19 protein-coding genes are annotated in these 17,331 nt (G+C 70.2%); 9 read left to right on the top strand and 10 right to left on the bottom strand.

All coding sequences use genetic code 11. The features are described 5' to 3' along the window. Nucleotides 1-34: 34 nt before the first annotated feature. Complete coding sequence (locus DEJ05_RS02485; RefSeq protein WP_111109656.1) at nt 35-730, bottom strand: YafY family protein; 696 nt, start codon at nt 728-730, stop codon at nt 35-37. Between the two features lie 254 nt (nt 731-984). Between DEJ05_RS02485 and DEJ05_RS02480 the strand changes: the two genes are divergently transcribed. Continuing rightward, nucleotides 985-2,055, top strand: a complete 1,071-nt coding sequence (locus tag DEJ05_RS02480; protein WP_111109655.1) for a magnesium and cobalt transport protein CorA — start codon at nt 985-987, stop codon at nt 2,053-2,055. Between the two features lie 61 nt (nt 2,056-2,116). Here the strand turns inward: DEJ05_RS02480 and DEJ05_RS02475 are convergent, their stop codons facing one another. From DEJ05_RS02475 to DEJ05_RS02460, 4 genes are all read right to left on the bottom strand, one after another. Further along, a complete protein-coding gene (locus DEJ05_RS02475; protein WP_111109654.1) occupies nt 2,117-2,896 on the bottom strand; it encodes a hypothetical protein in 780 nt (259 codons plus the stop codon). A 25-nt stretch (nt 2,897-2,921) separates the two neighbouring features. Further along, nucleotides 2,922-3,461, bottom strand: a complete 540-nt coding sequence (locus tag DEJ05_RS02470) for an RNA polymerase sigma factor (RefSeq protein WP_083389453.1) — start codon at nt 3,459-3,461, stop codon at nt 2,922-2,924. A gap of 133 nt (nt 3,462-3,594) precedes the next feature. Then, on the bottom strand, nt 3,595-4,377 hold the full coding sequence (locus DEJ05_RS02465) for an NADPH-dependent F420 reductase (protein ID WP_111109653.1): 783 nt from the start codon (nt 4,375-4,377) through the stop codon (nt 3,595-3,597). Nucleotides 4,378-4,437: 60 nt separating this feature from the next. After that, nucleotides 4,438-5,955 carry a SulP family inorganic anion transporter gene (locus DEJ05_RS02460; RefSeq protein ID WP_111109652.1) on the bottom strand — a complete coding sequence of 506 codons (1,518 nt, stop codon included), beginning with the start codon at nt 5,953-5,955 and terminating at the stop codon, nt 4,438-4,440. Between the two features lie 213 nt (nt 5,956-6,168). Here DEJ05_RS02460 and DEJ05_RS02455 point away from each other — a divergent pair, with 213 nt between their 5' ends. From DEJ05_RS02455 to DEJ05_RS02445, 3 genes are all read left to right on the top strand, one after another. After that, the gene (locus DEJ05_RS02455) at nt 6,169-6,555 is read left to right on the top strand and encodes a MerR family transcriptional regulator (RefSeq protein ID WP_111109651.1); all 387 of its coding nucleotides are present in this window, start codon (nt 6,169-6,171) and stop codon (nt 6,553-6,555) included. 170 nt (nt 6,556-6,725) lie between these two features. After that, nucleotides 6,726-7,538 carry a mannosyl-3-phosphoglycerate phosphatase gene (locus tag DEJ05_RS02450; RefSeq protein ID WP_111109749.1) on the top strand — a complete coding sequence of 271 codons (813 nt, stop codon included), beginning with the start codon at nt 6,726-6,728 and terminating at the stop codon, nt 7,536-7,538. Then, nucleotides 7,535-8,749 (top strand): glycosyl transferase, encoded by a 1,215-nt coding sequence (locus tag DEJ05_RS02445; protein WP_111109650.1) that lies wholly within the window; start codon nt 7,535-7,537, stop codon nt 8,747-8,749. Before DEJ05_RS02450 ends, DEJ05_RS02445 begins: the two co-directional genes overlap by 4 nt. Nucleotides 8,750-9,155: 406 nt before the next feature. On the opposite strand, the gene DEJ05_RS02435 is transcribed toward DEJ05_RS02445, so the two are convergent. The 3 genes from DEJ05_RS02435 to DEJ05_RS02425 all read right to left on the bottom strand — a co-directional run bounded on the left by DEJ05_RS02435 (nt 9,156) and on the right by DEJ05_RS02425 (nt 10,957). Continuing rightward, nucleotides 9,156-9,356 (bottom strand): hypothetical protein, encoded by a 201-nt coding sequence (locus tag DEJ05_RS02435; RefSeq protein ID WP_110864786.1) that lies wholly within the window; start codon nt 9,354-9,356, stop codon nt 9,156-9,158. A gap of 95 nt (nt 9,357-9,451) precedes the next feature. Then, nucleotides 9,452-10,501, bottom strand: a complete 1,050-nt coding sequence (locus DEJ05_RS02430) for an LLM class flavin-dependent oxidoreductase (RefSeq protein ID WP_111109648.1) — start codon at nt 10,499-10,501, stop codon at nt 9,452-9,454. Nucleotides 10,502-10,564: 63 nt separating this feature from the next. Continuing rightward, entirely contained in the window at nt 10,565-10,957 is a 393-nt protein-coding gene (locus tag DEJ05_RS02425; protein ID WP_111109647.1) for a VOC family protein, read from the bottom strand. Nucleotides 10,958-11,027: 70 nt separating this feature from the next. On the opposite strand from DEJ05_RS02425, the gene DEJ05_RS02420 reads away from it, so the two are divergent. The 5 genes from DEJ05_RS02420 to DEJ05_RS02400 all read left to right on the top strand — a co-directional run bounded on the left by DEJ05_RS02420 (nt 11,028) and on the right by DEJ05_RS02400 (nt 15,081). Continuing rightward, nucleotides 11,028-11,894 (top strand): SMP-30/gluconolactonase/LRE family protein, encoded by an 867-nt coding sequence (locus DEJ05_RS02420; protein WP_111109646.1) that lies wholly within the window; start codon nt 11,028-11,030, stop codon nt 11,892-11,894. Further along, nucleotides 11,891-12,490, top strand: coding sequence for a hypothetical protein (locus tag DEJ05_RS02415; RefSeq protein ID WP_146244997.1), 600 nt, complete (start codon nt 11,891-11,893; stop codon nt 12,488-12,490). Before DEJ05_RS02420 ends, DEJ05_RS02415 begins: the two co-directional genes overlap by 4 nt. 49 nt (nt 12,491-12,539) lie before the next feature. Then, complete coding sequence (locus DEJ05_RS02410) at nt 12,540-12,908, top strand: SdpI family protein (RefSeq protein ID WP_111109644.1); 369 nt, start codon at nt 12,540-12,542, stop codon at nt 12,906-12,908. Nucleotides 12,909-12,930: 22 nt separating this feature from the next. Continuing rightward, nucleotides 12,931-13,848 (top strand): phosphotransferase family protein, encoded by a 918-nt coding sequence (locus DEJ05_RS02405; RefSeq protein WP_111109643.1) that lies wholly within the window; start codon nt 12,931-12,933, stop codon nt 13,846-13,848. 225 nt (nt 13,849-14,073) lie between these two features. Continuing rightward, nucleotides 14,074-15,081, top strand: coding sequence for an SPFH domain-containing protein (locus DEJ05_RS02400; RefSeq protein ID WP_258375647.1), 1,008 nt, complete (start codon nt 14,074-14,076; stop codon nt 15,079-15,081). Between the two features lie 186 nt (nt 15,082-15,267). On the opposite strand, the gene DEJ05_RS02395 is transcribed toward DEJ05_RS02400, so the two are convergent. Next, the gene (locus DEJ05_RS02395) at nt 15,268-16,536 is read right to left on the bottom strand and encodes a sugar ABC transporter permease (protein ID WP_111109642.1); all 1,269 of its coding nucleotides are present in this window, start codon (nt 16,534-16,536) and stop codon (nt 15,268-15,270) included. After that, the gene (locus tag DEJ05_RS02390) at nt 16,533-17,297 is read right to left on the bottom strand and encodes an ATP-binding cassette domain-containing protein (RefSeq protein WP_111038920.1); all 765 of its coding nucleotides are present in this window, start codon (nt 17,295-17,297) and stop codon (nt 16,533-16,535) included. The genes DEJ05_RS02395 and DEJ05_RS02390 overlap by 4 nt, the downstream gene beginning before the upstream one ends. Nucleotides 17,298-17,331: the final 34 nt, after the last annotated feature.

Here is a 17,331-nt window from a genome sequence, read left to right as displayed (position 1 = left end):
CGGAAACCGACCGCGTTTCCGGAAACCGACCGCGCTAGTCGTCGAGGACCGGCCGGAGTCGTCCGTACTGGATCGCGAGGTCCTCGGATCGCAGGATGCGCTGCACAGGCCGCTCGTCGGTGATCTCGACCGACAGCATCCGGTCGCCCCGGAACGCCCGCACCCCGTCGCGGGTCCGGCACCAGGCGATCAGGTACCACTGACCGTCCTTCCCGATCGACCCCAACGGTTCGACGTCGCGGACCGACTCCGCTCCGCCAGCGTCCCGGTACCGGAGTCGCACGACCCGATCCGCGCGCAGGGCCGCCGCGAACTCGGCCGGGACGACCGTGTCCTCGTCGTCCTCCAGGAAGTGCACCCGGGATGCCAGTGCGCTGGCTCGTGCGGCGTCGCCGGCGGGCATGACCGCGAGTGTCTTCCTGGCCGCGGTCTGCGCCGCCTGCCGGAACGGACTGCGCCCCAGCGAGCCGAGCCCGATCAGCACCGCGAGGGCCTCGTCCGGCGTGAAGCCCGCCGGGCCGAGCGTCGCGGACGCGTCGATGACGTACCCGCCGGTCCGGCCGGGCTCCGCCCAGATGGGCAGACCCGACTGCTGCAGCGCGGAGATGTCCCGTTCGATGGTCCGCACCGACACCTCGAACCGCTCCGCGAGACGACGCGCGCTCCGCGGCTGCGGCGCGACGGCGCGCAACTCCTCCACGAGCCCGTAGAGCCGGTCGGTGCGATTCACCAGACCATCCTCGCTGTCGTCCCGACGTTCCGTCAGATCCACGCCGTCTCGTCTGCCACGTGACGGACTGGAGGCACGATGCCAGCTGACACCGTGCCTCCAGTCCGTCCTGGGGTCGCGCCCAGGGCGTGTCAGGACTCCGACAGGAATCCGGCGCGAAGCGTGAGGGCTCCGTCAGAGAAGCGCTCCCGCCGTCGGCGGTCCGGCATGATCGGCAGGTTGCCCGCATGCACCACGGAACCAGGAGGACACCGGTGGCCCTCATCGACAACGGCATCTACGTCAACGGAACCCGAACGGAGTCGCCGCAGGACCTCGGCCTGACCTACGAGGCGCTCGACGCTGCCGGAAGCGGCGCGATGGCCTGGATCGGGCTGTTCCGACCGACGGCCGCCGAGCTGGCCTCGGTCGCGGACGAGTTCGGGCTGCACCCGCTCGCGGTCGAGGACGCGCACAAGGGACACCAGCGGGCGAAGCTCGAGCGCTACGGCGACACCCTGTTCGTGGTGCTGCGACCCGCCTGGTACGACGAGGACGAGGAGACCGTCGAGTTCGGTGAGGTGCACCTGTTCACCGGGCGCGACTTCGTCGTCACCGTCCGGCACGCGGAGCAGCCGAACCTGGCGGACGTGCGGAAGCGACTCGAAGCCGATCCGGACGCCCTGGGGCGCGGATCCGAGGCGGTGCTGTGCGCGGTCCTCGACGAGGTCATCGACAGCTACGCCCCGGTCGTCGCCGGGCTGCAGGACGACATCGACGACATCGAGGACGACCTGTTCGACGGTGACGTCGACCCGGCGTCCTCGCGGCGGATCTACCAGCTGCTCAGCGAGGTCATCGGGTTCCAGCGCGCCATCGGCCCGCTGCCCGGGATGCTCAACGCGTTGCTGCGCGGTGCCGAGAAGTACGGCACGGACATCGAGGTGCAGAACCAGCTGCGGAACGTGCTCGACCACGCGATCCGCGTGACGGAGCGGGTCGACACGTTCCGGACACTGCTCGAGAACGCGCTCACGCTGCACTCGACCCTGGTGACGCAGGAGCAGAACGACGCGATGCGCCGGATGACCAGCGCGAGCCTGGCACAGGGGGAGGAGAGCCGGCGGCTGGCGCGGGCATCGATGGAGCAGGGCGAAGAGGTGAAGAAGATCTCGTCCTGGGCGGCGATCCTGTTCGCTCCCACGTTGGTCGCGTCGATCTACGGCATGAACTTCGAGCACATGCCCGAGCTGCGGTGGGTGTGGGGGTACCCGGCGGCGATCGTCGCGATGGTGCTGTTGGCGGTCGTGCTGTGGGCGGTGTTCAAGCGGCGGCACTGGCTCTGAGCGTGCGTGACGACGGACTGGAGGCGCGGTGCCAGCTGGCACCGTGCCTCCAGTCCGCCTGTCAGTCCGTCCAGGTCTGCTGGACGAGCGCTTTCAGGAGGCCGTCGGTCGGGACGTTCGACTGCGTGATCGAGATCCAGGTGTCGCCGCGCACGAAGAACGTGTGCGTCGTCTCCACCTGATCCGAGTAGTACATCGACGTCTCGGTGTGCTGGCACGAACGTCCACCGAGCGTGTCGGTGCAGGTCCAGTCCTTGTCGGCGACGACGCGGAGGCGAGCCTGCAGGACGTCACGATCTACCGTGCCCATCTCGAGGAACAGCCCCTCGTCGCCCTCGGAGGTACCGCCCGGTGTCCAGGAACAGACCAGCTCCGCGTCCTCCTTGAACGGGGTCTCGGGGTCGATGTAGTAGTCGGTCCTGCCGCCCGGTACCTGGGGTCGGAACTGGGTGATCTCCAGCGAACCGAACAAGCGGGGAGCGTCGGCGGCCGGCACAGCGTCGGTGCACGCCCCGGGGATCGTCGCCGTGGTGTCAGCCGGCGCGGGGGTCGGCGTGATGCGGGCCGCGGACGGGGACGGTGACCCGGTCGGTGTCGGTGTCGGCGGTGCAGAGGACGGCGCGGGTGCAGGTGCTGCGGCGAAGGGCGTCGGAACGAGTCCGAGCGCCACCGAACCGCTCGCGGTGCCGATGCCGAGCACGGCGATCAACGCCACGATGAGGCCGACGCGACGGTGTGTGGAAGCCGGGCGTGGCTTGTCGTGCATGCCCCGGACGACCTGCTGCCGCATGCCGGCGAGCATCCGCTGCATCTCGTCGCCTCCGGGCGGCTCGTTGCTCATCGGGGACCCGTGGTCGCTTCGTCGTTCATCGTTCATCGTTCGTCACCGCCTTCTTGATCCGTGCACGGGACCGCCACACGCGCTGGGTGACGGCGCCGACGCTCATGCCGAGCAGGTCGGCGGCCTCGGCGTAGGAGCGGCCCTCGATGAGGCAGAGCTCGCACACCTGGCGATCGAGTGGTGCGAGCGCGTCGATCTCGGCGCGGACCCACCGCAGCCGTTCGCGGGCGTCGTCGTCCGGCTCGGGCGCGGCGAGCTCGTCGGGCAGGTCGACACCCTCGTGTCGCCGCTGCTGTCGCCGCAGGTTCGCGGCGTGGTTCCGGCACACGACGAGCAGCCACGGCAGGAGTGACTCCCCGGGGACCTCCACGGTGTCGGCCTTCTGCCAGAGGGTCAGGAACGCGTCCTGCACGATCTCCTCGACGTCCATGCGCCGCGTGACCAGTGCCCACGTGTAGCGGGTCATGGTCTCGGCGTGACGGTCGAACAACGCGGTGACCGCACTGCGGTCGCCGCGCGCGGCTGCCGCCACGAGCGCGCTGTCCGGCTCGGCTGATCGGTTCATGTCCACCCCCTTCACTCCGCAGTGTGCACGGAGGGGACATCCTCACAGATCCTTCGCCGCCGGGCGTGTCGTGTGGCCGAGGGGCACCCCGGAGTCGGCGGTCACAGGGGTGCCATCGCGTCGCCCGGTCGCGTCAGATGTCGGTCTCCCTCTCGGCCTCCGGCATCAGGTGGGTCCGACGCGAGAAGACGTCGTCCGCCTCCATGTCCCGGTAGCGGCGCGCGTCGGCCAGTGCCCGCACGAGTTCGGTGGCGGTCAGCGGGACGACGTACGCCGGGGTTCCGCGTTGGAACCGCCAGCCCTCGCGGAGCGGACCGGCGTCCACGACGTCGAAGCCGATGCTCTGGATGAGCTCGCTGACGGTGTCCTTGGCTGCGGCGTCGTCGCCCGCGACGGGCAGCGCTCGCCGGGGTCCTCCGCCCGGCCGTGCGTCCGTGGCGATCTCCTCGGCGTAGATGCTGTTGAACGCCTTCACCACACGAGCGGCCGGGAACGAAGCCTGCAGGAGTTCCGACGTGGTGGTCGACTCGTCGTCGAGCGCTTCGATGTGTCCGGACCAGTCGGTGTAGTAGTTGCCCGCGTCCATGACGATCCGGCCGTCCAGCGCGGCCGCCGGGAGCTGGTCGTACCGGTGCAGCGGGACGGCGAGCAGCAGCATGTCCGCCCGCTCCGCTGCCCCGACCACGGTGTCCGCGGATGCCCGCTCGCCGAGTGCGGCCACGATCTCGGACAGGCTCTCCGGGCCGCGCGAGTTGGCGAGGACGACATCGTGGCCGGCGGCGACGGCTGCCCGCGCGAACCCCGCTCCCACCTTGCCGGTGCCGATCACTGCGATGACTTTCATGGCGACGCTCCTGCCGTGTCGTGGGCGGCGTGCGGCACAGGTCGCACCACGGTCCTGCCGCCCTCGGTCCATCGTGGGGCGGCTCGGACCCGGTGTCTTCCGTCACGTGACGTAGGGGGGAGGGTCAGGGGGTCAGTGACCGGCGCCGAGGTTCCCGGCGAGGCGGCTGTGGAACGCCTGGCTGGCGTCGTTCATACCGCGGATGTCGACGCGCTTGCCGTGCTGGTGGTAGTTCGTCTCGATGGCGTCGAGCGCGGCGACGGTGGAGGCGTCCCAGATGTGTGACCCGGTCATGTCGATGACGACGAGTTCGGGGTCGTCGACATAGTCGAACTGGGTGGTGAGGTCGTTGCTCGACGCGAAGAAGAGTTCGCCCTCGACCGTGTAGAGCGCGTGCTGCTCACCGGTGCTGAGCGTCTCGATGCTCCGCGACACGGTGGTGAAGTGGGAAACGCGGCGTGCGAAGACGATCATCGCGGCGATGACACCGATGATCACGCCGATGGCCAGGTTGTCCGTGGCGACGACGATCACGACGGTGAGGACCATGACGATGGTCTCGCCGACCGGCATACGCCGCAGTGTGGACGGCTTGATGCTGTGCCAGTCGAAGGTGCCGACGGAGACCATGACCATCACGGCGACGAGGGCGGCCATCGGGATGATCGCGACGACGTCGCCGAGTCCGACGACGAGGACCAGCAGGAAGACCCCGGACAGGAACGTCGAGATCCGGGTACGGGCGCCGGAGGCCTTCACGTTGATCATCGTCTGGCCGATCATCGCGCAACCGCCCATGCCGCCGAACAGGCCGGAGGCGATGTTCGCCACCCCCTGCCCGAGGGCTTCGCGGGTCTTGCGGGAACCGGTGTCGGTGACCTCGTCGACGAGCTTCGCCGTCATCAGCGACTCGAGGAGTCCGACGAGGGCCATGGCGAGTGCGTAGGGGGCGATGATCGTGAGCGTCTCGAGGTTCAGCGGGACGTTCGGGATGAACAGGGTCGGCAGGCTGTCCGGGAGTTTGCCCTCGTCGCCCACGGTGGGGATGGCGATGGACGCCAGCACGGTGACGAGCGTCAGGACGACGATCGCCACGAGCGGTGCCGGGATGGCCTTGGTGACACGGGGCAGGAGCACGATGATCGCGATGCCGACGGCCCCGATGGGCCAGACGAGCCAGTCGACGCCGATGATGTTCGGCAGCTGCGCGGTGAAGATCAGGATCGCGAGGGCGTTGACGAACCCGACCATCACCGACCTCGGCACGAAGCGCATCAGCTTGGCCGCGCCGAGCCCGCCGAGGACCAGCTGGAACACGCCGCCGAGCAGGACGGTGGCGATCAGGTAGTCCAAGCCGTGCTCCTTGACCACGGGGGCGACGACGAGCGCGATGGCTCCGGTGGCGCCGGTGATCATCGCGGCACGTCCGCCGACGAACGAGATGACCACGGCCATCACGAACGCCGAGAACAGGCCGACGCGCGGATCGACGCCCGCGATGATCGAGAACGAGATCGCTTCCGGGATCAGCGCGAGGGCCACGACGAGGCCGGCGAGGACCTCGCGGAGCAGGATCTTCGGGTTCCGCAGGGCGGACAGGACGGTGGGACTTGCGTGCACCGGAGCCGGTGCGGGCGTGACGGTCGTCACGGTTCTCCTTCGGTGAGGGATGCGGACGCTCGGCGTCCGCGGGGGGAATGTCGTGGGGCGCTTCGTCGCGCGCACTGACCGAGTGCGGCCAGGGACCCGAACCTTCCGCGACGGAAGAGTCGGTCGTGTCCGACTCTAACGCAACGGAAGGGTTGCTGCGCAAGCATCGGTACGATCGGTCGGAACCGGGCAACCGGGCGGAAGGGGTCAGCAGTGACGGACGCGGCAGGAGCATCGACGATGCGGATCGGTGAACTCGCCGACCGGACCGGGCTCTCCATCCGGACCGTGCGGCACTACGACGACGTCGGGCTGCTCCACCCCACCGGCCGGACCGAGGGCGGCTTCCGGCTGTACTCCGACGACGACCTGCAACGCCTGCTCGTCATCCGCCGGATGAAGCCCCTCGGCTACTCCCTCGAGCAGATGGCCGAGCTCCTCGGCATCCTCGACGGGCTCCAGACGGCGGACGGCGCCGAGCGCAACCGGCTGCAGGCGCAGCTCGACGCGTACGTCGTGGACACCGAGGAGCGCCGGGCGAAGCTCGCCCGCAACCTCGAGTGGGCCGACGAGTTCCTCGGCATCCTGCGCGCGCACTGACACGCCGTGACGGACTGGAGGCGCGGTGCCAGCTGGCGCCGTGCCTCCTGTCCGTCCGCTGGTCGCGTCGCGCGACCGACGCCGGCTTGTTCACCCAACCGACGCATGCGCGTGGCAGGGTGGTCCGGGGCATCGTCGCCCGCAGCCCAGCCAGCCGCCAGCGGAGCACGATGCCAACACCCGACCTGATGATCGTCACGGACCTCGACGGGACGTTCCTCGACCACCACGACTACTCGTTCGACGCGGCCCTGCCGATGCTGGAACAGCTGCGGGTGGACGACGTCCCCGTGGTGTTCTGCAGCAGCAAGACGCGTGCCGAGATCACGGCGCTGCAGGCACGCACCGGGCTCGACGGACACGCGTTCGTGGCGGAGAACGGCGCGGTCGTCGTCGGACCGGTGGGCGACGTGCTGGTCGGACCGGTCGACGGTGAGCTCGAGCGGCTGCACGCAGCACTCGACCGTGTCCGACAGTCACTGCATCTGCGGTTCGAGACCTTCGGCGGCGTGACCGACGCGGTCGTCGCCGCGTGGACCGGCCTCGACCTCGAAGCGGCCGGACGAGCACAGCAGCGCGAGGCGTCCGAGGTGCTGCTCTGGCACGCCGAGGACGACGACCGGGCGGACGCGTTCCGCGCGGCGCTCGCCGCGGTCGGCCTCGACCTGGTGCGCGGCGGCCGGTTCTGGCACGTGCTGCCGGCCGGCCGCGACAAGGGCGCGGCGGTCCGGACGCTGATCGCCGACCACGAGCGTCGGACGGGAACCATCCCGCGCACGATCGGACTCGGTGACGGCCCGAACGACACCGCGCTGCTCGACGCCGTCGACTTCGCCGTCGTGGTCCGCGGACACGGACCGGCCCCCGGACCGCTCGCCGACGACCGCCCCGAGCGCGTCCACCGCACGACCGCCCCCGGCCCGCAGGGCTGGACCGAGGGCCTCACCCGGTTCACCACCCCGTCCGTCAGGAGCCACCGATGAGCGACTTCCACCAGAACGGCGTCATCACGACGTTCCACGACCTCGGTCGCCGCAGCACCGCGAGCCTCGAGGACGACCTGCGGGGCTTCGCCGAGAAGCGTCCGATGAGCCTGATCCTGCCGGCGCTGTACTCCGAGCTCGAGCGTCCGGCCCTGTCGCGGATCGTCGACGAGCTGGCCGAGGCCGACTGGCTCAGCGAGATCGTGATCGGGCTCGACCGCGCCGACCGCTCGCAGTTCGAGCACGCCCGCGAGTTCTTCTCGCGGCTGCCGCAGCGGCACCGGATCCTCTGGAACGACGGGCCGCGACTGCGCGAGCTCGACGCCGAACTGGAGCGCGCGGGCCTGGCGCCGGGGGAGCCCGGCAAGGGCCGGAACGTCTGGTACTGCACCGGGTACGCCCTGGCATCGGAGCGGGCGGACTGCATCGCCCTGCACGACTGCGACATCACCACCTACGAGCGGGGCATGCTCGCGCGGCTGTTCTACCCGGTCTCGAACCCCGCGTTCGACTACGAGTTCTCGAAGGGCTACTACGCCCGCGTCGCCGACGGTCGGATCAACGGCCGCGCCGCACGGCTGCTCGTCGGGCCCCTGCTCCGCTCGCTCCGCCAGGTCTACGGGGAGTCCGAGTACCTGGAGTACCTCAGCAGCTTCCGGTACCCGTTGTCCGGTGAGTTCGCGATGCGTGCCCACGTGCTGAACGGCCTGAAGATCCCCGGCGACTGGGGACTCGAGATCGGCATGCTCTCCGAGGTCTACCGCGACTACGCGACCCGGCAGGTGTGCCAGGTGGAGATCGCCGACGCGTACGACCACAAGCACCAGCCCCTCGCCGAGGCCGACGGCACCGGCGGCCTCGCCCGGATGGGCAACGACATCGTGCAGTCGCTGCTCCGGAAGCTCGCGACGATGGGCGTCCCGCTCACCTCCGACTCGTTCCGGGTGCTCAAGGCGACGTACTACCGGAACGCACTCGACATCGTCGAGGTGTACCGGCACGAAGCCGAGATGAGCGGGCTCGCGTTCGACCAGCACGCCGAGGAAGCCGCCGTGGAGCTCTTCACCAAGGCGATCCTCGACGCCGGCGGCGCCTTCACGGCGCGGCCGAACGACAAGCCGTTCATCCCGAGCTGGAGCCGGGTGCGCTCAGCGGTGCCGGACGTGTTCGACCGGCTGCGGGACGCGGTGGAGGCGGACCAGCAGGACTGACCGGTTCGCTCGACCGGGTGACGGCGTCGACGAAGCCGTCAACGACCAGACCGGCGCAAGCCGTCGAGGGGGACCCACCCTGGCTGCGAGCGTTGCCACGATCCGAAACGGTCGATGCGCCCCTGCGCGGCTGCCACGGCAGGCCGAGCCCGCCGGATCACGCGGCTCCGCAAGACGAGGAAGCCCGAGCCCACGAGGACGAAGAAGCCCGCCAGAGCCAGCCCCGTAAATCGGATCGGACCGACTACCGACCAGCCGATCGAGGCGCCGCCGAGCGCACACAGCACACAGCCCCAGAACAACAGTCGGCTCGCGGTGTGCCGGAAGGTCCGGACGAGCCGTTCATCGTGTTCGATCGTCGGCGTGCTGCCGGGCTCTGACTCTGCGAACCCCACCCGGAGCCGCATCACGAGCCCCAGATGACGTACGCGACGACCCCGAGGACGACGACACCGCCGATGGGAACGAAGAAGATCCAGTCGTTCCGGATCGGCGCGCTACCCGGTTGATGGTCTCGCTGGAACGGGGCGACCGGGTTGCCGCTGACCCCGGGGAGGAAGTCGGTCGAGTGCTGTCGGACCGGTTCTTCGGGACGCTGGTCGTGCATGTGACCCCCCAGAGTCGACGGGTGCTGATGACCCTCCCGTCGATCTTGCCCGACATCGGGTGCCTTGACCACCACCGGTGCAATCGGCCGACTCGTCATCCGTGCTGCGGGTCCCACCCGTCGGATCCCGGCGCCCAGCCGAGTTCCGGTCCAAGCCGTTCGGCGATGTCCGTGATGATCTGCGCGTAGTCGTCGGGCTCGAACGAGAACGGGAGTGCGAAGGCGACCTCGGTGACCGCCTGGTAGCCGACGTCGGCGCGCAGCCGGTCGGCGATCTCGGCCGACGTGCCCACCAGGTCGGCGGCGAAGAGCATCCCGGCGGGGCCCTGCGGCACGCCGACGCGACCCGAGCGGCTCTCGACGTAGGCGCGGTAGCGGGCCGCTTGCTCGGCGGTCGCGGTGTCGGTCGGGATGACGACCAGGCCCTGCGAGACGCGGGCGGCAGCGGGGTCGGGGTGGACGTCGAGGTAGGCGTCGATCTGGGCGCGCTGGTTCGTGGCGAAGTCCGTGCCGACCTCGCTGCGGGTGACGCTCGAGGTGAGCAGGTGGAAGCCGTTCTCGCCCGCCCACACGGCCGACTTCGTGCTGCCCGTGCCGTACCAGATCCGGTCGGCCAGGCCGGCGCTGTGCGGCTGGACGGTGCTCGCGAACTCCTCGATGCCGCGGCGTTCGACGGTCTCGGTGGCCGTCACCGGGTCACCGCGCACCAGGTCACGGAAGCGCAGGAGCCGGTCGTTGCCGAGGTCCTCGTGCTCCAGGGTGTCGGGGTAGATCGCGTCGCGGTACAGGTCGAAGTTCATCGGCGTTCCGACCGAGAACCCCGGGTTCAGACGGCCGCCGAGCAGGACGTCGACCGTGCTGAGGTCCTCCGCCAGGCGGAACGGGTTCTCCGCGCCGAGCGGGGTGACGGCGGTGCCGAGGTCGATGCGCGAGGTGCGCTGCGAGGCGGCGGCCAGCACCGCGACGGGGGAGGAGATGCCGTGCTGCAGGTGCCGGTGGCGCAGCCAGGCGCTGTCGAAGCCCAGGGTCTCGGCGCGCTCGATCACGCGCAGGGTGTCCTCGTGGCCCTCGGACGGTCGGGCGGGGTCGAACGACCCGATCGTCAGGAAGCCGAGCCGGTGCAGGGGAGTTCCGTCGAGGGGCATGGGTCGATCGTGCCAGATGCGTCGTCCGTTGCGGTTGTCGGTGACCGTCGTGCAGCCGCCGGGTCAGTCGCCGCTCTCCTTGATCAGCGCTTCGACGTTGTTCCCGTCCGGGTCGGACACGAACGCGGTGTACGCGCCGTACTCCGGCCAGTAGCGCGGTTCGTGCCGGGACACCCCGCCGGCGGCGACGGCTTCGCGGTGGAAGGCGTCGACCTCGCTCCGTGACCCGGCCTCGAACGCCAGGTGGAGTCCGCGCGTCGTCGCCGCGGGGGTCCGGGCGGTCTCGAGCGAGACGCTCGGGGTGTCGTCCCCGTGCTGCCAGAACTCGGCGACGGCGTCCGTGCGGTAGCCCGCTCCGATGCCGAGGGGCGCGAGGGCGGCGGTGTAGAACGCGTCGCTCGCGGCGAAGTCGCTGGCGAAGACGCCCAGGTGGTGGATGAGGTGACGACCCGGCATGGGACGACCCTAGGCCGCCGTCACGGCATCCGTCCGGGCAGCTTCCCGGTCCCGCTGGCAGGCTGGATCCGTGCACATCACCCTGGACTCAGCGACCGACATCGTCATCTCCGGCATCCGGTTCCCCGAGGGGAACCGCTGGCACGACGGGCGGCTCTGGTACTCGGACATGCACACCGGCGAGGTCTTCTCGGTCGACCCGTCCTCGACCGACGGCCCCCGGCTCGAGGCCACCGTCGACGGGCAGTCGTCGGGGCTCGGGTGGCTGGCCGACGGACGGCTCGTCATCAGCTCGATGGAGTCCCGCACGGTCGTCGCCGTCGAGCCGGACGGCAGCACCTCGGTGTTCGCCGACCTGTCCACGATCGAGTCGTCGCTCGTGAACGACCTGGTCTTCGACGCCCAGACCGGCCGGACCTACATCGGCGCCTTCGGCTACGACCTGTACGCGGGTGAGGAACTGCGCCCCGGCCCGCTCTACGTGATCGACCCCGACGGCTCCGTCCGCCTGGCCGCCGAGGGCCTGGTGTTCCCGAACAGCGCCAACATCCTGCCCGGCACCCGGACCCTGGTGGTCAGCGAGACGTGGGGTGGCCGGCTCACCGCGTTCGACATCGAGGACGACGGTTCGCTGACCGGGCGGCGCGAGTGGGCAGCCCTGCCCGGTGGCGTGACCCCGGACGGCAGCACCGTCGACCGTGACGGCGCGATCTGGGTCTGCTCGGTCGACACGGGCGAGTTCCTGCGGGTCGTCGAGGGCGGCGAGGTGACGGACCGCATCGACGCACCCGGGGACTGTGCGATCGACTGTGCGCTCGGTGGCGAGGACGGTCGCACCCTCTACCTGGCGACCGCCGACAGCTACGACCCGGCCGTGACGGCGACGACCCGCGCCGGTCGGATCAGTTCGGTGCGGGTCGAGGTCCCCGGGTGGTGAACCCGAGCGACCTCGCCGAGGCGACGCGTCGTGCCGAGTACCTGGTCGAGCACGGGCCGACGGTGGTCGTCATGTCGCAGCAGGCGGGGTTCGCCGGCCTGTCGATCCTGTGGGCGTTCATCAGCGTTCCCTCCGTGCTCCGCACCGACTCGGTGATCTGGTTCCTGTTCGCCCTGGCCGGAGCGGTCGTGAACGTGACCGCATGGGTCCGTGCTCGACGCCACCGCAGGCTGTTGCCCTACCTCGTCGAGACGCCGCAACAGCCGCTCGGCGCGCTCACCCCGGCGGACCGCAAGTCCGTCACCCGACAGGTCAGCGGACGAGTACCGGTGCTGCCCGAGACCGTGCCGCTCGTGCGGGCGATGCTCGCGTGGCAGCGGCGGTCCATCCGAACCTCGGCGCCGACCCTGATCGGCACCGGGCTGAGCCTGTTGGGACTCGGAGGCGCCACAGCCCCGACGTTCGGTTCGGATTGGGCGTTCCTGGTGTTCATCGCCGTCGTCGCGGTGTTCGTCACGGTCGCGACGGTGATCGGCGTGCGTCGAAGCCGCCGAGTCCTGGCCGAGCTCGATCGGGCAGGCGCGCCCGTCTCCTGACCTCGTGCGCGTTGCCTCCACCGCGTTAACGTGGTGCGGGGAGGTCGTGATGGACAGTCCAGGTTGGTGGGCGGCGATCGGGTGTGCCGTGCTCCTGCTCATCGTCGACGCGGCGATCTGGGGCATCGTGTCGGTCGCTGCGGACGGCCTGGGGCGGAACCGTGCAGCGGGCATCCGGCTGCAGTCACTCATGCGGAGCGACGCGGCCTGGCGCGCTGGGCACCTCGCCGCCCGCCGGGTCATGCGGCCGTTGCTCATCGGTGCCGCGATCGTGGCGATCGTGTCCGTTCCGGCCCAGCTCATCCCGGCGCTCTACGTGGTGCTGCTCGGGCTGTCCTTGGCGACCACGCTGGCGGCGCTCGTCGTCGGTGCGGTTTCGGCATCCCGCGCCGCGAACAGCGTTCCTCGCGACGATTGATCGGAGCGGCCATGCTGGTCCCATGTCGGACGAGGTGGTCGAGCAGGAGTGGTTCCGAGTCGTCCTGCGCTCCGTCGGCGGATCGGTCGACCGGATCGAACGGCTGCACGGCGGGGCGGTGAACCACACCTACCGGGTGGACCGTGCGGGTGCTGCTCCGGTCGTACTGCGTTTCCCGGTTGACCCGCTCCGGCAGGACGAGTACCCCGTCGAGTCGTGGGCCGCACGAAGCGCGAGCCGGGTCGGCATCCCGGTCCCCGAACCGCTCACCCACGGGTCGGAGGGCGGTGTCCACTTCTCGGTGTCGGCGTACGTCGCGCCTGACCCACGACCGATCGACCGCCCGTGGCGGTGGCTCGGTCGCTCCGCGCGAGCCGTCGCCATGATCCCGCTCGTCGATGCGCCTCGGTCGTTGTTCACGAGGTTCGGCGACGACCTCCGGCTCGCCTGGACGGCGCACCTCGACTACAACCTCGACGCGCTCGGCGACGACGATCCGCTGCTCCGTGACGGTGCCTACGCGTCGCCGGACCGGTTGCGTGATCGTCTCGCTCCGCTGTCGGAGGCGCAGTTCGAGTTCGGGCTGGCCCACGGCGATCTCGCACCTCGCAACCTGATCTCCCGCGGTCCGGGCCAGCGGCCGGTGCTCATCGACTGGGGCGCAGCGGAGACCGGGCCGGCACCGTGGACGGATGCCCGCCGGGTGTTCACGTGGACGTTGATCGACGGGTCCGTCACCCGCGCGGACCACGACGAGTTCATGACGGCTGCCGGACTCACGTCGGACGACGACCACCGGCGGCTCGCGTCGATGACTGCGCTGCACCTGCTCGACGTCACACGGTGGGCGCGTGACCGGCGACCGGACCTGTACGACGAGTACCTCGGACGCTGCCGCAGCGGACTCGAGCGCATCGAGGAGATCGTCGGACCGGCCTAGCCCACGCGGCCCCGACCCGAGCGCATCCGCGCGGTGCGAGGTTGTACACGTGGTGCGAGGCATCCGGGCTCGCACCAGGTGTGCAACCTCGCACCAGACGGAACCGGCGCCCGGCGACAGGGGCGACACGGACGGCGCGCATCGCCCGCCACCACGCGCACCCGCGTCGCCCGCACCCCTCCGGGTACGGCAGACTCAACGGACAAGCATCCAGGAGTGATCGTCATGTTCGTCGCCGCCATCGTCTTCCTCGTCATCGCGCTCGTCGCGCTCTTCTTCCGAACACGCACCTACTCCACCCCCGCACGACCGGCCACGCCCGGTCGCGAGGCACGTCCCGCCATCCCGACCCGCCGCCCGAACCTCATCGCGACGTGGACAGCAGCAGCCGCCGGCGTCCTGTTCGTCGGGCTCACGCTCGGCAGCACCCTGTACGCGCAGGACACGGGCGAGTCGAAGGTCCAGGTGGACATCTCCGGCAACATCGTCGGGCAGACCACGGACTCCGGGTTCCACTTCAAGGCACCGTGGGCCACGCTCCACACGTTCAACATCCGGAACCAGACCGTCACCTACATCAACGCGGTGAACGGCTCCGACTCGGACAACAACGGCAACGTCCGCTCCGGCCCGTACGTCACGGTGCAGGACCAGGACGGCGTCTCGTCGAACGTCAGCCTGAACCTGCAGTACAGCATCGACGCGAAGTCGGTCACCGACATCTACCGGTCGTACAAGACCGAGGAGAACTTCAAGACGCAGTTCATCGGCAACTCGGTGCGCAGCGTCGTCCGCCAGGTGCCGAACGACTTCACCACCATCGAGCTCATCACCAAGCGCGGCACCGTCGAGAAGGCGATGATCCAGGCGCTCGAGACGCGCTGGAAGGGCTCGGGCGTGCACGTCGACAACTTCGCGCTGCAGGAGATCACCCCGCCGAAGTCGGTCATCGACGCCTACGCCACGGCGCAGCAGGCGCAGATCCAGGTCACGAAGGAGCGCGCGCTCCTGGATGCCAAGAAGGTGCAGGCGCAGCAGCAGGTCGCCGAGGCGCAGGGCCAGGCCGACGCCAACGAGGTCCTCAACGAGCACCCGCTCTCCGACGCCGCGCTCAAGCAGCGCGAGATCGAGGCGCTCAAGAGCGCCGGCGACAACGGCTCGCTGATCGTCGTGCCGCAGGGCACCGACAACATCCTCAGCCTGCCCGGTACCTCGGGTTCGAAGAGCAAGTAGCGCGCCGAGACGCCGCCCAGTTGCCGAGACGCCTCCGTTTTCGGAGGCGTCTCGCGCACGGGGCGGCGTCGGGGGAACACGACGGCGTCTTCCGGATCCGAGACGCGCGCCGAGACGGACGGGAGGCACGGTGCCAGCTGGCACCGTGCCTCCCGTCCGTCCGCGTGGCGGGGTCCAGGGCCCCGCTCAGGCCGCGCCGTGACTGGCGCGGCTGCGCCGCGAGAGCGAGTCGATGATGACGGCCAGCAGCAGGACCGCGCCGGTGATCATGTAGCGGATCGACGAGTCGAGGCTCAGCAGGGTGAGCCCGTTCGAGATCGACTGGATCACGATGATGCCGAGCAGCGCCGACCAGGCGCTGCCACGGCCACCGAACAGGCTGGTCCCGCCGATGACGGCTGCGGCGATCGCGTTGAGGTTCGTGTCGCCGGCGCCGGACGACAGGCTCGCCGAGTTCAGGCGGGCGGCGGCGAGGATGCCGCCGACGGTGGCGAAGAGCGAGGTCAGCATGAACACCGAGATGTAGATGCGGTTCACCCGGATGCCGGAGCGCCGTGCAGCCTCGACGTTGCCGCCGACCGCGAAGACCGAGCGGCCCCAACGGGTGCGCTTCAGTACGAAGTTCATCAGCACGACCAGCACGATGAAGAACACGAACGAGGTGCCGGTGCCGAAGTCGCGCGACAGGTACCAGACCATCAGGGCGAGGCCGAGGAACAGCGCGACGGCCTTCACGACGGTCAGGGACATCGCCCCGGTCGACAGCCCGGCACGGCGGCGGCGGGCAGCGCGTCGGATCTCGGTGAAGAAGAGTCCTCCGGCGGCCAGGACGGCGAGCAGGTAGGCGAGCCACGGCGGCAGGTACGAGGCCGACGCGAACTGCACGATCGGGGAGTCGTACGGCAGGTTGATCGAACCGTTCGGGCCGAGGATGAGCAGCTGCAGCCCGAGGAACCCGAGCAGACCGGCGAGCGTGATGACGAAGCTCGGCACCCCGAAGCGGGTGAACAGCAGGCCGTAGAGCAGGCCGGCCGCGGCACCGACGGCCAGGGCGACGGTGAGCACGAGCCACAGCGGCCAGCCGAGTGTGGTCAGGCCCTGGCCGAGGATCGCGGCGGAGAGTCCGCTGACGCTGCCGACGGACAGGTCGATCTCGCCGAGCAGCAGCACGAGCACGATGCCGATCGCGATGGTGCCGACCGCGGCGCACTGCAGGGCGAGGTTGACCAGGTTGCCCGGGGACAGGAAGTCGGGGGAGAGCGCCTGGAACACCGCCCAGATGACGATGAGCCCGACGACCACCGGCAGCGAACCGATGTCACCGCCGCGCACGCGGCGGACGAACGCCTTCGCCGCGCCGCCGATCCCCTGGTCGCGCAGGAGCCGCTCGTCCTGCAGGTCGGCCGCCGAGGGGGTCGGGGTCGCCGCGGTGAGGGTCTCGTCGGTCTTGCTCATGCGCTGGTCTCCTGCTCGGTCCGGGCGGCGGCGCGACGGGTGACGGCGTTGTCGGTGGCGCCGGTGATGGCCGCGATGATCTCCTCGTAGGAGACGTCGTCGATGCGGAACGTGCCGTTGTTCCGCCCGAGTCGCAGGACCGCGACCCGGTCGGCGACGGCCTGCACGTCCGCGAGGTTGTGGCTGATGAGGACGACGCCGAGTCCGCGCTCGCGCAGGCGTTCGACGAGGTTGAGGACCTCGGCGGTCTGCGCGACGCCGAGGGCTGCGGTGGGCTCGTCGAGGACGACCACCTGCGGGTCGCCGATCAGCGAGCGGGCGATCGCCACGGTCTGCCGCTGGCCACCGGACAACGACGCGATCGGGATCCGCACCGAGGGGATCCGGGCGGCGAGCTGCTGCAGGAGCTCCCACGAGCGGCGCTCCATCTCCTCTTCGTCGAGGAACGGGTGGGCGATCTCGCGCCCGAGGAACAGGTTCGAGACCACGTCGAGGTTGTCGGCGAGGGCGAGGTCCTGGAACACCGTCGCGATGCCGAGGGTCTGGGCCGCCGCGGGGTTCGGGACGGTGACCTCGTCGCCACCGAAGGTGATCGTGCCGCCGTCGGGCGTGTAGACCCCGGCGAGGATCTTCACGAACGTCGACTTGCCGGCGCCGTTGTCGCCGACGATGGCGACCACCTCGCCCGGGTAGACGTCGAAGTCGATGTCGCTGAGGGCCTGGACGGCGCCGAACCGCTTGGTGATCCCGCGCAGGGACATCACCGGGTCGGCGGAGGGGTGTGCTGCTGGTGAC

The organism is Curtobacterium sp. MCLR17_045, assembly GCF_003234405.1.
Classification (GTDB): Bacteria; Actinomycetota; Actinomycetes; order Actinomycetales; family Microbacteriaceae; genus Curtobacterium; species Curtobacterium flaccumfaciens.
This window is presented reverse-complemented; position numbering and strand designations above follow the sequence as displayed.

What these genes read in the sequence shown, in the direction of transcription:
- DEJ05_RS02475 (WP_111109654.1), bottom strand. Translation starts at nt 2,896, where the DNA reads ATGAGCAACGAGCCGCCCGGAGGCGACGAGATGCAGCGGATGCTCGCC.
- DEJ05_RS02470 (WP_083389453.1), bottom strand. Translation starts at nt 3,461, where the DNA reads ATGAACCGATCAGCCGAGCCGGACAGCGCGCTCGTGGCGGCAGCCGCG.
- DEJ05_RS02465 (WP_111109653.1), bottom strand. Translation starts at nt 4,377, where the DNA reads ATGGACCGAGGGCGGCAGGACCGTGGTGCGACCTGTGCCGCACGCCGC.
- DEJ05_RS02450 (WP_111109749.1), top strand. Translation starts at nt 6,726, where the DNA reads ATGCCAACACCCGACCTGATGATCGTCACGGACCTCGACGGGACGTTC.
- DEJ05_RS02445 (WP_111109650.1), top strand. Translation starts at nt 7,535, where the DNA reads ATGAGCGACTTCCACCAGAACGGCGTCATCACGACGTTCCACGACCTC.
- DEJ05_RS02435 (WP_110864786.1), bottom strand. Translation starts at nt 9,356, where the DNA reads ATGCACGACCAGCGTCCCGAAGAACCGGTCCGACAGCACTCGACCGAC.
- DEJ05_RS02430 (WP_111109648.1), bottom strand. Translation starts at nt 10,501, where the DNA reads ATGCCCCTCGACGGAACTCCCCTGCACCGGCTCGGCTTCCTGACGATC.
- DEJ05_RS02425 (WP_111109647.1), bottom strand. Translation starts at nt 10,957, where the DNA reads ATGCCGGGTCGTCACCTCATCCACCACCTGGGCGTCTTCGCCAGCGAC.
- DEJ05_RS02410 (WP_111109644.1), top strand. Translation starts at nt 12,540, where the DNA reads ATGGACAGTCCAGGTTGGTGGGCGGCGATCGGGTGTGCCGTGCTCCTG.
- DEJ05_RS02405 (WP_111109643.1), top strand. Translation starts at nt 12,931, where the DNA reads ATGTCGGACGAGGTGGTCGAGCAGGAGTGGTTCCGAGTCGTCCTGCGC.
- DEJ05_RS02400 (WP_258375647.1), top strand. Translation starts at nt 14,074, where the DNA reads ATGTTCGTCGCCGCCATCGTCTTCCTCGTCATCGCGCTCGTCGCGCTC.
- DEJ05_RS02395 (WP_111109642.1), bottom strand. Translation starts at nt 16,536, where the DNA reads ATGAGCAAGACCGACGAGACCCTCACCGCGGCGACCCCGACCCCCTCG.
- DEJ05_RS02390 (WP_111038920.1), bottom strand. Translation starts at nt 17,297, where the DNA reads ATGTCCCTGCGCGGGATCACCAAGCGGTTCGGCGCCGTCCAGGCCCTC.